This is a genomic window from Bradyrhizobium sp. HKCCYLRH2015 (assembly GCF_051168215.1).
Classification (GTDB): domain Bacteria; phylum Pseudomonadota; class Alphaproteobacteria; order Rhizobiales; family Xanthobacteraceae; genus Bradyrhizobium.
On sequence record NZ_JBNPUO010000012.1, the window covers coordinates 151782 to 165351 of the forward strand.

The 13570-nt window shown below is 67.7% G+C and carries 14 protein-coding genes; 13 read left to right on the forward strand and 1 reads right to left on the reverse strand.

Translation table 11 applies throughout. The features are described 5' to 3' along the window. Genes ACQR1H_RS28835 through dhaK form a run of 8 tightly spaced genes read left to right on the forward strand, consistent with a single transcriptional unit; the run spans window position 1 to window position 6483 of the window. A complete protein-coding gene (locus ACQR1H_RS28835; protein WP_315800397.1) occupies window positions 1–1113 on the forward strand; it encodes an ABC transporter ATP-binding protein in 1113 nt (370 codons plus the stop codon). After that, entirely contained in the window at window positions 1106–2116 is a 1011-nt protein-coding gene (locus ACQR1H_RS28840; protein WP_315800396.1) for an ABC transporter ATP-binding protein, read from the forward strand. Before ACQR1H_RS28835 ends, ACQR1H_RS28840 begins: the two co-directional genes overlap by 8 nt. A 3-nt stretch (window positions 2117–2119) precedes the next feature. Then, window positions 2120–2731 carry a dihydroxyacetone kinase subunit DhaL gene (gene dhaL / locus ACQR1H_RS28845; protein ID WP_316183474.1) on the forward strand — a complete coding sequence of 204 codons (612 nt, stop codon included), beginning with the start codon at window positions 2120–2122 and terminating at the stop codon, window positions 2729–2731. Beyond that, a complete protein-coding gene (gene dhaM / locus ACQR1H_RS28850; protein ID WP_316183475.1) occupies window positions 2728–3126 on the forward strand; it encodes a dihydroxyacetone kinase phosphoryl donor subunit DhaM in 399 nt (132 codons plus the stop codon). Before dhaL ends, dhaM begins: the two co-directional genes overlap by 4 nt. A gap of 12 nt (window positions 3127–3138) precedes the next feature. Further along, entirely contained in the window at window positions 3139–3441 is a 303-nt protein-coding gene (locus ACQR1H_RS28855) for an HPr family phosphocarrier protein (protein ID WP_315712559.1), read from the forward strand. A gap of 2 nt (window positions 3442–3443) precedes the next feature. Then, window positions 3444–5048 carry a phosphoenolpyruvate--protein phosphotransferase gene (gene ptsP / locus ACQR1H_RS28860; protein ID WP_316215586.1) on the forward strand — a complete coding sequence of 535 codons (1605 nt, stop codon included), beginning with the start codon at window positions 3444–3446 and terminating at the stop codon, window positions 5046–5048. Then, window positions 5045–5497 carry a hypothetical protein gene (locus tag ACQR1H_RS28865; RefSeq protein WP_315800392.1) on the forward strand — a complete coding sequence of 151 codons (453 nt, stop codon included), beginning with the start codon at window positions 5045–5047 and terminating at the stop codon, window positions 5495–5497. Before ptsP ends, ACQR1H_RS28865 begins: the two co-directional genes overlap by 4 nt. Next, on the forward strand, window positions 5494–6483 hold the full coding sequence (dhaK, locus tag ACQR1H_RS28870) for a dihydroxyacetone kinase subunit DhaK (RefSeq protein ID WP_434900270.1): 990 nt from the start codon (window positions 5494–5496) through the stop codon (window positions 6481–6483). The genes ACQR1H_RS28865 and dhaK overlap by 4 nt, the downstream gene beginning before the upstream one ends. A gap of 12 nt (window positions 6484–6495) precedes the next feature. Here dhaK and ACQR1H_RS28875 read toward each other — a convergent pair whose 3' ends face one another. After that, window positions 6496–7272, reverse strand: coding sequence for a GntR family transcriptional regulator (locus ACQR1H_RS28875; RefSeq protein ID WP_434908570.1), 777 nt, complete (start codon window positions 7270–7272; stop codon window positions 6496–6498). Window positions 7273–7338: 66 nt separating this feature from the next. On the opposite strand from ACQR1H_RS28875, the gene ACQR1H_RS28880 reads away from it, so the two are divergent. Genes ACQR1H_RS28880 through nikE form a run of 5 tightly spaced genes read left to right on the forward strand, consistent with a single transcriptional unit; the run spans window position 7339 to window position 13565 of the window. Next, on the forward strand, window positions 7339–8658 hold the full coding sequence (locus tag ACQR1H_RS28880) for a M20 family metallopeptidase (RefSeq protein ID WP_434908571.1): 1320 nt from the start codon (window positions 7339–7341) through the stop codon (window positions 8656–8658). Then, window positions 8658–10208: an ABC transporter substrate-binding protein gene (locus tag ACQR1H_RS28885; RefSeq protein ID WP_315800388.1), complete on the forward strand. Its 1551-nt coding sequence runs from the start codon at window positions 8658–8660 to the stop codon at window positions 10206–10208. Before ACQR1H_RS28880 ends, ACQR1H_RS28885 begins: the two co-directional genes overlap by 1 nt. A 15-nt stretch (window positions 10209–10223) precedes the next feature. Continuing rightward, window positions 10224–11171 carry an ABC transporter permease gene (locus ACQR1H_RS28890; RefSeq protein WP_434892259.1) on the forward strand — a complete coding sequence of 316 codons (948 nt, stop codon included), beginning with the start codon at window positions 10224–10226 and terminating at the stop codon, window positions 11169–11171. Next, window positions 11164–11994, forward strand: a complete 831-nt coding sequence (locus tag ACQR1H_RS28895; protein ID WP_434839077.1) for an ABC transporter permease — start codon at window positions 11164–11166, stop codon at window positions 11992–11994. The genes ACQR1H_RS28890 and ACQR1H_RS28895 overlap by 8 nt, the downstream gene beginning before the upstream one ends. Beyond that, the gene (gene nikE / locus ACQR1H_RS28900; RefSeq protein WP_434908572.1) at window positions 11991–13565 is read left to right on the forward strand and encodes a nickel ABC transporter ATP-binding protein NikE; all 1575 of its coding nucleotides are present in this window, start codon (window positions 11991–11993) and stop codon (window positions 13563–13565) included. Before ACQR1H_RS28895 ends, nikE begins: the two co-directional genes overlap by 4 nt. Window positions 13566–13570: the final 5 nt, after the last annotated feature.

Genomic DNA, 13570 nt, shown 5'->3' on the forward strand with positions numbered 1-13570 from the left:
ATGGCCGAGATCCGGATCGAGAATCTGTTCAAGGAGTTCGGCGGCTTCGCCGCCGTGCGTGGCACCAGCTTCACGATCGCCGATGGTGAGTTCTTCTGCCTGCTCGGTCCGTCTGGCTGCGGCAAGACCACCACCTTGCGCATGATCGCAGGCCTGGAGCTGCCGACCTCGGGCACGATCAGGCTTGGCGGCGAGGACGTCACCTTCCGCCGTGCGCGTGAACGCGACATCGCCATGGTGTTCCAGCTGTTCGCGCTCTACCCGCATATGAACGTGCGCAGCAACATCGCCTTTCCCTTGGTCTCGATGGGCGTGCCCAAGGCGGAGATCCGGCGGCGGGTCGAGGAAGCCGCGCGCATCCTGCGCATCGACCATCTGATCGACCGTCCGGTCAGCGGGTTGTCGAGCGGCGATCGCCAGCGCGTCGCGCTCGGCCGCGCCATCGTCCGCGAGCCCAAGGCGTTCCTGATGGACGAGCCGCTCGGCGCGCTCGATGCGGAGTTCCGGCACATCATGTGCGGCGAGCTGCGCGCCTTGCACGACCGGCTCAAGGCCACCACCGTGTTCGTCACGCACGACCAGCTCGAGGCGATGTCGATGGCCGACACGATCGCCGTGATGAATCGCGGCGTCGTGGAGCAGCTCGGAACGCCGCAGGAGATCTATGACCGTCCCGCCACCATGTTCGTTGCGGACTTCATCGGCTCGCCGGCGATGAACTTCATCCGCTTCGCGGGCCGACTTGGCGCCGGCACGAACTGCGTGCGCATCGACGGTGCCGAGATCGGCGTGCCCGAGCTGCGCGAGGATGCCGGGAGCGACGAGCTGGTTCTCGGCGTGCGGCCGGAGCAGGTGACGCTCAGCGCCGAAGGCGGGCTGCGCGGCGAGGTGTTTGGCACCGAATATCTCGGCACCACCCAGATCATCACCGTCACGACGGCGCACGGCACCGTCAAGGCACGCGCGCCCGCGGCGCTCCGCGTGGCGCGTGCGGAGCCGGTCGGGCTCAGCTTCCGCGCCGACCGGCTGTCGCTGTTCGACGCCGCCACGGGCCGTGCGGTCCGCACGGCGCTGTATGAACAGCCGGTGAGAGGAGGACGACATCATGGCTGAGACGCGGCTCAACGCCGTCAGCAAGTCGTTCGGCCCAAAGCCGGCGGTGCGGGATTTGTCGCTGACCATCCGTGATGGCGAGCTCGTGGTGCTGCTCGGGCCGACCGGTGCCGGCAAGACCACGACGCTGCGCCTGGTAGCGGGCCTCGAGCAGCCGGATCGCGGCAGCATCACCATCGGTGGCGTCGACCAGACCAAGGCGACGCCGGCCGCGCGCGACGTCACCTTCGTGTTCCAGCAATATTCGCTCTATCCGCATCTGTCGGTGTACGACAATCTGGCTTTTCCACTGCGCTCGCCGGTGCGCAAGATTGCGGAGGCCGAGATCAAGCGCATCGTCCGTGACGTCGCGGGGATGCTGCGGATCGAGGACAAGCTCGGCAATCGCGCCACTCAGCTCTCGGGCGGCCAGATGCAGCGCGTGGCGATCGGCCGTGCCCTGGTGCGCCGGCCTGCGATTGCATTGCTCGACGAGCCGCTGTCCTCGCTCGACGCCAAGCTGCGTTCGGAGCTGCGTATCGAGCTCAAGCGCATCCAGCAGGATCTCGGCGCCACCATGCTCTACGTCACCCACGACCAGATCGAGGCGATGACGCTCGCCAACCGCATCGGCGTGATCGACCAGGGCCGTCTGGTGCAGGTCGGCAGCCCGCGGGAGGTCTATGAGGATCCGGACAATACCTATGTGGCGACCCGGCTCGGCAGCCCCGGCATCAATCTTCTGCCGCGTCGGCTGTTCCCGGATCTCGCAATGCCGGGCGACGTCGCGACGATCGGCGCGCGCACCGAGCACATGACGGTCCGGCGCGCCGAGACCCGTGCAGACGCGCGGGTGAAATGGATCGAGCATCTCGGCGATCAGAATCATCTGCATATCACGCTGCAGGACCAGACCATCGTCAGCCTGGTGGAGCCGGATACGGAATTGAAAGTCGGCGACTCCGTCGCTATCGAGTTCACCCGGCCGCTGCTGTTCGACCGGGCGGGCCAGCGGGTGAGATAGACAATGGACCAGGCGTTCAAGCGTAAGCTGATCGTGGCGATGGCGGATGCCATGATCGCCCATGCCGAGGAGCTGACCGCGCTGGATTCGGCGATCGGCGACGGCGATCACGGCCTCAATATGAAGCGTGGCTTCGAGGCCGTGCTCGCCGATGCGGACAACATTTCCGCCAAGCCCCTTCCGGAGGCCCTGAAGGCGGTCGGCATGGCGCTGGTGATGAAGGTCGGCGGCGCGTCCGGTCCGCTCTACGGCACGCTGGCGATGGGACTTGGCAAGGCGCTGCCATCAGAGCCCTCTGCCGCCGACGCGGCGGCGGCGCTCGGTCGCGCCATCGCGGACGTCAAGGCACGGGGCAAGTCGGAAGCAGGTCAGAAGACCATGCTCGACGTCTTGATCCCCGTGCAGGCGGCTTTTGCGGCCGGTGGCGACGATCTCGGTTCCCGGCTGCCCGCGATCGCCGCTGAAGCTGCCGATGCGACGGTGCCGATGCTGGCGATCCGCGGCCGCGCCTCGTTTCTCGGCGAGCGTTCGATCGGGCACATGGATCCCGGCGCGCGCTCGTCCAGCCTGCTGGTGCAGGCGATCTGCAGCGTCTTCAATGAGGCCCGAGCATGAATGAGCAGAAGAATGTCGGCATCGTCATCGTGTCGCATTCCGCCAAGGTGGCGGAGGGCGCGGCCGACATGGTCCGGCAGATGGTCGGCGACAGCGTGCCGCTCGCAGCGGTCGGCGGCAATGCCGATGGCGGGCTCGGCACCGATGTCGGCGCCATCATGGGCGCGATCGACAGGGCGTGGTCGGAGTCGGGCGTTGCGATCCTGGTCGATCTTGGCGGCGCCGAGACCAACAGCGAGATGGCGGTGGAGATGATGCCGGAGGAGCGGCGCGAGCGCATCGTGATCTGCAATGCGCCGCTGGTCGAAGGCGCCGTGATGGCGGCGACGGAGGCCTCCGGCGGCTCGCCGCTCGATGCGGTGCGCGCGACCGCCGAAGAGCTGATGGGCGGATGAGCAGGAACGACGATGGCTGACGGTGGAGAGATCGGCATGCAGGAAGCGAAGGCGCATGCGCTGCTGACCAACGAGGTCGGGCTGCATGCGCGGCCCTCGGTCAAGCTGACCCAGCTCGCCAAGCGCTTTGCGTCGAGCATCGAAGTCGCGATCGCGGCCGACGGGCCCTGGACCGACGCCAAGAGCCCGGTGAAGATCATGCGCGTCAAGGCGGCCAAGGGTGAGACGCTGTTCCTTCGCGCCAACGGAACCGATGCCGAGGCGGCCATCGCGGCGCTCGTTGATCTGGTCGACCGCAAGTTCGACGAGGAGTGATGATGGAGCGGCGCGTTTTCGGGCGTGGGGCATCGGACGGGTTGGCCATTGGGCCGGCCGCGATCCTGCGTGCGCTGGAGGGTGCGAGCCGGAGGAAAGGGGCGATCGCCGAGGAGCATGCAGCGCTCGCCACAGCGGTCGCGCATGCACGCGAGGCCGTGGCCGAGCTGATCGGCAGGCTCGAGGGAGACGCGGCCGAGCTAATCGGCTTTCAGCTCGCGCTGCTCGAAGACGATGCGCTGACGGAGGCGGCTTACGTTCAGATCGAGGGCGGTGTCGCTGCGGATGAGGCCTGGCGCGCGGCGATGGCGGAGGAGATCGCGGGCTACGAGTCCGCTGACGACGAGTATTTTCGTGCTCGCGCCAGCGACCTCGGCGACATCCGGGACCGCGTACTGCGGCACTTGTTTGGCCTGCCGCAGAACGGCGAAGTGCCGAAAGGAGCGATCGTCGTCGCGCATGATCTGGCGCCATCGGCGTTTCTCGCCATCGACTGGACCGGGGGCGGCGGCGTCGCGCTCGGCGATGGCAGCCCGACCAGTCACGTCGCGATGCTGGCGCGCGGCCGCGGCGTGCCGATGGTGGTCGGGCTCGGCGGCGATTGGGAGACGCTGGCAGGGGATCTGCTGGTCGATGGCGGTCGCGGTGTCGTCATCGTCGATCCCGGCGCGCACATTGTCGCCGCCGCGCGGGCGGAGGACGAGACGGTCTCGCGCCGCAGGGCGGAGGCAAGGGCGCGGCAGCACGAACCGGCACTGACGCGCGACGGCACCCGCGTCTCCGTCCTCGTCAACATCTCCGGCCCCGCCGACATGACGCTGCTTCCGGCGGCAGCCTGCGACGGCATCGGTCTGGCACGCACCGAGTTTCTCACCGGCAACCTGCTTCACGACGAGGAGGCGCAATATCACGCCTATGCCGAGCTCGTGCGCTGGGCCGAAGGCCGGCCGGTCACGATCCGCACGCTCGATGCCGGCGGCGACAAGCCGATTCCGGGCTACACGATCGATGGCGAAAGCAACCCGTTTCTTGGTCTGCGTGGCCTCCGCCTGTCCTTGCGTCATCCCGAGATCTTCCGCGTCCAATTGCGCGCGCTGGCCCGCGCCGCTGCGCTCGGACCGCTCAAGGTGATGTTGCCGATGGTGACCAATGCAGCGGAACTGGACGTGGCCCGTGACCATCTCCGCGCCGTGCTCGCCGAATTGGCCGGCGGCAACGTTGCGTTCGCCGCGCCGGCCTTCGGAATGATGGTCGAGGTCCCGGCCGCTGCGCTGGCAGCGCACGACTTCGCTGCGGACTTCTTCTCGATCGGCACCAATGACCTGACCCAATATGCGACCGCTGCCTCGCGCGACGGCGCCGAGGTCGCCGACTATGCCGACGTGCTGCATCCCGGGGTGCTGGCGATGATCGCCCATGTCGCGCGCGCTGGTCGCGCACGAGGCGTGGACGTCTCGATCTGCGGCGACGCCGCCGGTGATGTCAGGGCGATTCCCGCCTTGCTCGAGGTCGGTATCCGCGCGCTGTCGGTGTCGCCTGGCCTGCTGCCGCTGGTGAAGGCCGCGATCCGCGAACTCGATCTCGCCAAGTCAGTAGAGGGCGCATGAGCGAGCCGGATGCATCGGGGGCCGCAAGCCCGCTTGCCGAGTACAAGGCGATCCTGCGCGCGGTCATCGACAGCCGTCCCTCCGGCACGCGGCAGCGGCTGGCGGAGGCAATCGGCAAGAACCGCAGCTTCATCTCGCAGATCGTCAATCCGGCCTATGCGACGCCGATCCCGCTGCAGCATCTCGAGACCATCTTCCACATCTGTCACTTCTCGCCACATGAGCAGCAGGCGTTTCTGACCGCCTACCGCGCCGCGCATCCGGGCCGGCTGGACGAGGCCGAGGCGCAGCGGCCGATGCGGCGTCTGGTGGTCGAGCTGCCGGACTTTGGCGACCCCGCGCTCAACGCCCATGCCGACCGCATCATCACCGGCGTCGCGCGCGGCATCACCGCGCTGATCTCAGCCAACGAAAACCAGGACGAATCCGAGCCGGGAGGGAAGCCATGAAGAAGCTGATCAACGCCGTCGACGACGTGCTGACCGAGAGCCTGCAGGGATTTGCCGCGGTGCATGGCGACATCGTCACGCTTGGTGAGGAAAACAAGTTCGTACGCCGCAAGAGCCTCAAGCCGGGCAAGGTTGCATTGATCTCCGGCGGCGGCTCCGGCCACGAGCCGCTGCATGCCGGCTTCGTCGGGCCGGGCATGCTCGATGCCGCCTGTCCAGGCCAGGTCTTCACCTCGCCGACACCGGACCAGATGCTCGCGGCCGCGCAGGCCGTGGACACCGGCGCGGGCGCGCTGTTCATCGTCAAGAACTACGAAGGCGACGTGATGAATTTCGCGATGGCCGCGGAGATGATGGAGGGCAAGGTCGCGACCGTGATCACCGACGACGACGTCGCGGTCGAGACCTCGACCTATTCGACCGGCCGCCGCGGCGTTGCCGGTACGCTGGTCGTGGAGAAGATGCTCGGCGCCGCGGCCGAGCAGGGCCGCCATCTCGACGCGCTGAAGGCGCTCGGTGACGACGTCAACAGGCGCACCCGATCGATGGGCGTGGCGCTGACGTCCTGCACGGTGCCGGCCGCCGGCAGGCCGACCTTCACGCTCGGCGAGGACGAGATGGAGATGGGCGTCGGCATCCATGGCGAGCCCGGCCGCCGCCGGGTCAAGCTGGCCTCCGCGGACGCCATCGCCGAGGAGATGATGGGCGCGATCCTAACCGATCTCGCAGCGAAGCCGGGAACGCCGTGCCTGCTGCTGGTCAACGGCTTCGGGGCCACGCCGGCGATGGAGTTGTACGTGATGGCCCATGCGGCGCGGCGCATCCTGGAAGGGCGCGGGCTCGCCATCGCGCGCGGGCTGGTCGGTTCCTACGTCACGTCGCTCGACATGGCCGGCTGCTCGCTCACCGTGACCGCGCTCGATGATGCGTCGCTGGCGCTGTGGGACGCGCCGGTGCACACCGCGGCGCTGCGCTGGGGCTGCTGACGCGATGCGTGCTCAGCGGATCTCGTTCGAGTAGTAGTGCTGCGCCGTCGTGGCGCGGTGCTGGCTGAGGATCGCCAGCGCGCCGGTCTGGTCGTAGGCTTCCTCGTCGATCACGAGCACGGCGCTCGGAGAGGGTAGGCCGAGCAGCTTGCGGTCCTCCTTGGTGGCGACCTCGGCCGTCACCTTCTCGCGCACGGCGGCGATCCGGATGCCATAGGCCTCGAGCAGATGGCGGTAGATCAGGGCAGGGACCTTCTTCGGCTCGCGCGCAAATCCCGGCACGCGGCTCCCGACCATCGAGATCCGCGAATGCAGCACCGGCGCGCCGGCGACGCGGCGGATGCGATGAAGATGCAGCAGCGGCTCGCCATCGGCCACCGCGAACAGCGCCGCTTCGTCCCGTTCGGCGGCGCGTGTCGTCACCGACAGCACCTCGGCCTCCGAGTGCAGCAGGCTACCGTCCGCGCCGAGCAGGCGGAAGTACTGGAAGAAGAAGCTGAGCCCATGCTGCGACGCGCGGCCCGTCACCACCGTGCCGGTCTTGCGCCGGCGCATCAGCATGCCGCCCGCGGTGAGATCGGCCAGCGCGCGGCGGATGGTGCCGACGGCGACGCAATATTGATTGGCGAGCGCGACCTCGCCGGGCAGCACCGTGCCGGGCGGCATGTCGCCGATCAGGATCGCCTCGGCGATCTGGCGCTTGACATGCTCGTAGAGCGGCACCGGCAGCGCGCCGGGACCCGCACCGACCCCGTCTGCCGCTTTGCTGGCCACAGCTGCCTTTTTCATGGAATTGACAAATGCCGCGTCGTGAATTCTATTTCTATATAGAATATAGGATTGAGCAGACCGCAAATGATTTCTGAGGGCATTCCAGCGGACCGGGGCGCGCGCAGTCTCGCCGGCGCTTTTGCCGCGATCGACGCCATGGCCGAGACGGCGGTCGAGGACCTGCGGAAGATGGTGGCGGTCGACACCAGCTTTCCGCCGGGGGCCGGCTACGATGCCTTTGCCGACGTGATGGAACAGCTTGCTTCGCCGCTGGCGCTGAATTGCGAGCGCGTGATCGTTCCGGAGGAGCTGTGGCGCGCACCGGGTTCGCACGGATCGCGCACCAATCTGGTCGCACGGCGTCGCTCCGGCAAACCGGTGCTCGGGCTCTATTTCCACGTCGATACGGTGCCGCCTGCGCCAGGCTGGGCCACCGATCCGCTGCAACTGGGCCGTGACGGTGATCGTCTGATCGGACTCGGCGCAGCCGACATGAAGGGATCGATCGCGGCGGCGCTGCTCGCGCTCCGCGGCGCGCAGCAGACCGGATTGCCGCTGGCCTATGATCCGATGTTGTTGCTGTGCACCGACGAGGAGGCAGGGCTTTATCCCGGCGTGCGTTACCTTGCCGAGCAGGGCCGTCTCGAAGGTCACATCCTCAACTTCAACGGCAGCGCCATGCCGCGGATCTGGGCCGGCTGCTTCGGCCTGTTCACGCTCACGGTGCGGGTTCACGGCAAGCCGGCGCATGCCGGCGAGCAGCGCCGCTCCGGCGCCAACGCGATCGAGGCGGCGCTGCCGATCCTCAATGCGCTCGCGGCCCTCAAACCGGTCATCGCGCAGCGGACGTCGGCATTGCCGCCACCGCCGCAGGCAGCCGGACCTCTCGCGGGGAGCCTGGACATCTCAGCCATTCATGGTGGCCAATGCGGTGGACAGATCCCTTCGCTGGTCGAGATTCTCGTGTGCCGCCGCTATGCGCCCGAGGAGGACTTCGCCACCGCACGCCGCGAGATCGAGGCGGCAATCCAGCGGGCCGCCGATGTCCTCGACGTCGAGATCATCCTCACCGGCCATCTGATGCCGACATCCGATCCCGGCGGGCCGCATTGGCCGCGCTGGCAGCAGGCGCTGTCGGCCGGCTTCGGCTACGCGGCGGAAGACTTCGCGCGCTGGGGGGCGTCCGGTTGCTCCGATTTCGGCTGGGTGCAGCAGGCCACGGGCGTGCAGGAGGTGCTGCTCACGGGCCTGGGAAAGCCCGATAGCCGCATTCATGCGCCGGGCGAATCCACGACGCTCGCCGACATCGTCGCATTGGCAAAGTCGGTGCTCGCCTATCTTGCAGCCGAGTTCCGTCCCGAGCTCTCTCCCGAAGCCATCACGCCTGAAAAGGACTTCGCCTGATGCCGTCCGTGACCCGTCGCCATTTTCTTGCCGGCTCCGCGCTCGTGCTTGGTGCTCTGCCGCAAGTCTCTCTCTCCGCCGAGGCGCCGAAGCGCGGCGGCGTGTTGCGGATCTCGGTCGATCAGGGCGCGGCGGTCATTCATCCGCTGCTCGCGCGTGTCAATCCGGAATACCTCATCACCGAGCTGCTCTATTCCAACCTGACCCGGTTGAAGCCGGACATGTCGGTCGAGCCGGACCTCGCCTTGTCCTGGCAGGCCGGCGCGGGGCTCACCGAGTGGACGTTCAAGCTGCGGCCCAATCTCAGCTTCCACGACGGCTCGCCGCTGACGGCGGAGGATGTCGTTTCGACCTTCAAGGCAATCCTCGATCCGAAGACCGCGTCACCGGCGCGCACCAATGTCGGCCCGATCAAGGACGTCGTCGCCGTCGATCCGTCGACCGTTCGGTTCACACTGTCGGTTGCCTTCGCCGATTTTCCGGTCGCGCTCGCCTACAACAATGCGCGCATCGTGCCTGCGAAGGTCGTTGCCGCTGATCTCGCCAGCCTTGCCACCAAGGCGAATGGTTCGGGGCCGTTCAAGCTCGTGTCCTACGAGCCGGACCGCAAGATCGTCGTCGAGCGCAACCCGGCCTATTACGATCCCGCGCGACCCTCACTCGATCGCGTCGAGATCCTCGTCTATCCCGACCGTACGGCTGAGGCGTCGGCTCTGATTTCGGGCGACATCGATCTCATGTTGTCGACCACGCCCGGCGAATATGACCGGCTCGGCAAGGCCAGTGGCGTCAAGGCGGTGCGGATTCCCTCGGGGCAGTTTCTGAACGTCAACATGGGCTGCGACCAGAAGCCCTTCAACGACGTTCGCGTGCGCCAGGCGCTGGCGCTGACTATCGATCGCGAGGCCATGGCCGGCTTCGTGGCCGGCGGCTATGGCACGCCCGGCAACGATACGCCGCTGAGCCCCGCCTACCGCTTCTATCAGGACAGCAAACTGAAGAAGCCCGACATCGCCAAGGCCAAGCAACTGCTCGCCGATGCCGGCTATCCCTCCGGGATCGACCTGACGATGGTGGCGTCCGACAAGCCGGACACGCGCACGCAGCTCGGTGTTGCGATCCGTGAGATGGCGGCGCCCGCGGGCTTCCGTATCAACGTTCAGACGATGCCGCACGCAACTTATCTCGACCAGGTCTGGAAGAAGGGCAATTTCTACGTCGGCTTCTACAACATGCAGTCGACCGCCGACGCGATCTTCAAGCTGCTCTACACTTCGGATGCGGCCTGGAATGAGACGCGCTGGAACAATGCGCGCTTCGACGAGATCGTCAATGCGGCGCGCAGCGAGACCGACGATGCCAATCGCGCCGCGCTCTATGCGCGGGCCCAGACGATGATGAGCGAGGAGGTGCCGTCGGTGATTCCGGTCTTCTTCGACATCCTGGCGGCGCAGCGCGCCTATGTGGAAGGATACCAGCTGCATCCGCGCGGGTCGGTGTTCCGGCTCGATCTCGTCTCGCTCGGCGCAGGCGCGCCCAAGCGCAGCTGAGGCGGGATCCGAGCGGTGTCATTCGCCTGGCTGCTGCGGCGGGTGCTCCTGATGGCCTACACGGTCGTCATCGTCAGCGTGCTGGTGTTCGCCATCACGCAGGCGCTGCCGGCTGATGCCGCGCAGACGCTGCTTGGCGAGAACGCCTCGCCGGAGGCGCTGGCCGCCGTTCGCGGCCGGCTCGGGCTCGACGACCCGGTCTGGCTGCAATTCGCGCATTGGGTCGCGCACGCGGCCATCGGCAATTTCGGCGTCTCCATGCGCACCGGCCTGCCGGTCGCGCCGGAGATGCTGACGGCGCTGTCTCGCTCGCTGCTGCTGGCAGCCGGCGCACTCGTCGTCACCCTTCTGATCGCGGTCCCGCTCGGAATCTTCGCGGCGCTCCGCAGGGGGCGGCCGGCGGATACGGCCGCCAGCGTGGTCGCCTATCTCGGGGTCTCCCTGCCGGAGTTCGTCACCGCAACCGTGCTCGCGCTGCTGCTGACCGACATCCTGCCATGGCTGCCGGCGACCGGCTACGTGTCGCCGCTGGAGGATACCGGGCTGGCGCTCCGCCACCTGATCCTTCCGGTCCTGACGGTGTCGGTCATTCTCGTCGCGCATGTGATGCGCATGATGCGGTCGGAGACGCTGGACGTGCTGCAGTCCGACTACGTCCGCGCGGCGCGGCTGAAGGGCCTGCCCGAGCGGACGGTGCTGGTGCGGCACGTGATGCGCAACGCGCTGCTGCCGGTCATCACCATCGTCGCGCTCGACGTCGGCTATCTCTTGGGCGGCATCATCGTCATCGAGGAGATCTTCGCCATTCCCGGCATCGGCCGCGCATTGATGATCGCCATCACCACCCGCGATCTGCCGTCGATCCAGGCCGGCGCGATGATCATGGCGGTCACCTATGCCATCACCAACACGCTGGCGGACGTCGTCTACGCGCTGCTCGACAGGCGGATCAGCTATGACTGAGCTGCTCGGCCGCATGATCCGGAAGCCGCAGGGCGCGATCAGCGTGACGCTGCTCGTTGCGCTCGCCGTCGTCTGCATTCTCGGCCCGTGGCTCGCGCCCTATGGGGCGGAGAAGATGGATTTTCTCGGCCGCTTCCGCGCACCGGGATGGCAGAACTGGCTGGGGGCCGACCAGTTCGGCCGCGACGTGCTGAGCCGCCTGTTGTCCGGAGCGCGCGCCACCGTTCCGATGGCGCTGGCGGCGACGCTCGCCGGCAGTGCGATGGGCGCCGTGATCGGCGTCGCATCGGCCTATCTCGGCGGCAAGGCCGACGAATTCATCATGCGCACCAACGATGCGGTGATGGCCATTCCGGGTCTTCTGATGGCGCTGCTGCTGGTCAGCACGCTGGGCAATGGGGCTATCAACGCGGTGATCGCGATTGCCTTTGCGTTTGCGCCGGGCATGGCGCGGGTCACGCGCTCCGTGGCGCTTGCGGTACGCAATCAGGACTACGTCAAGGCTGCCATCGCGCGCGGCGAGGCGGCCTCGCAGATCATCTTCCGCGAGATGCTTCCGAACGTGATGGGCCCGATCATCATCGAGGCCACCATCCGCGTGTCATTCGCGGTGATGCTGTTCGCGACGCTCAGCTTCCTTGGCCTGGGTGCGCAGCCGCCGGCGTCGGAATGGGGGCTCATGGTCGCCGATGCGCGCCAATACATGCACCGGGCGCCATGGCTCCTGATCGCGCCCTCGGCCGCGATCGCGCTGTCGGCGATCGCCTTCAATCTCGTCGGCGATGCCCTGCGCGACGCGCTGAATCCGCGGGACGATCGATGAGGCCGGCGCTCGCCATCACCGACTACGGGCTGGACTATGTCACCTCGGCGGGCGCCGTCGAGGTGCTGCGCGACGTGTCACTCGAGATCGCGCCCGGCGAGGTGCTCGGCCTCGTCGGCGAATCCGGCTCCGGCAAGAGCTCGCTGGCCTGGGCGTTGATGCGGCATCTGCCGGCCAATGCCCTGGAAGTCTCGGGTTCGCTGCGTCTGGGCGACCTCGACCTGCGGTCCCTCAGCCCGAAGCGACTGACCGCGGTCCGTGGCCGCCGCATCGGCATGGTGTTCCAAGACCCGTCGACAGCGCTCAATCCGACCTTGACCATCGGCCGTCAGATCACCGAGGCGCTGATGCGTCATCGCGATTTGAATGCGCGGGCCGCCAGGGATCTCGCGATCGATCTGCTCGGCCATGTCGAGCTCCGCAATCCCGCGGCGTTGCTGCGGCGCTATCCGCACGAGATCTCGGGCGGAGAGAAGCAGCGTGTGATCATCGCGACGGCCTTCGGCTGCCGGCCCGATGTCATCCTGTTCGATGAGCCCACGACGGCGCTCGACGTCATCACCGGCGCCCGCATCATCGAGCTGTTTGCGCGGTTGCGGGCGGAGACCGGTGTCGCTGCGCTCTACATCTCGCACGATCTCGCGATGATGACCCGCGTCGCCGATCGCGTCGCAGTCATCCAACACGGCCGCATCGTCGAGCAGGCGCCCGCGTCCGATATCTTCCGCACGCCGCGGCACGACTACACCAAGGCGCTCATCGCCGCGGTGCCGCGTCCGGAACGGCGGCTCGTGAACGATCAGCCGGGCGCGGCCCTGGTGCTCGACGCACGCGGCATTGAGGTTCACTACGGCCGAGGCGGGCTGTTCCGTGCGGCGCCGCCGCCGGCGACCAAGGCCGTCGACGTCCACGTCCGCGCCGGCGAAATCGTCGGCCTCGTCGGTGAATCCGGTTCGGGAAAGTCGTCAGTCGCTCGCGCCCTCACCGGGCTCGCCCGCTTCGACGGCACGATCAGCTTCGACGGCCGGACGCTGCGCGGGGCTGGCGACATGGACCGGGCCTATCGTCGCGATGTTCAGATCGTGTTCCAGCACCCGGATTCCTCGCTCAATCCGCGCCATCGGATCGGTGAGATCCTGTCGCGTCCCCTGAAACTCTATGGCGGCGACGTCGCCGCCGTGCCGCGGCTCCTGGAGCAGGTGCGACTGCCGGCCTCCTATGCGATGCGCTGGCCGCACCAGCTCTCCGGTGGCGAGAAGCAGCGCGTCGCGATCGCGCGCGCGTTTGCGGCACGGCCGCGGCTCGTGATCTGCGACGAGATCACGGCGCCGCTCGACGTCTCCGTCCAGGCCCGGATCATCGAGCTGCTGCTGGCGTTGCGCGCCGAGACCGGCGCGGCCTATCTGTTCATTACCCACGACCTCAATCTGATCCGGCAGATCGCGCACCGCATCGTCGTGATGCGTCATGGCCAGCTCGTCGACAGCCGCGCCGTTGATGCTTTCGGCGCCGAAGACGTTCACCCTTACACCCGCGAGCTGATGGCGGCCTCGCCAGCGCCGGTTGGCTGACCGCA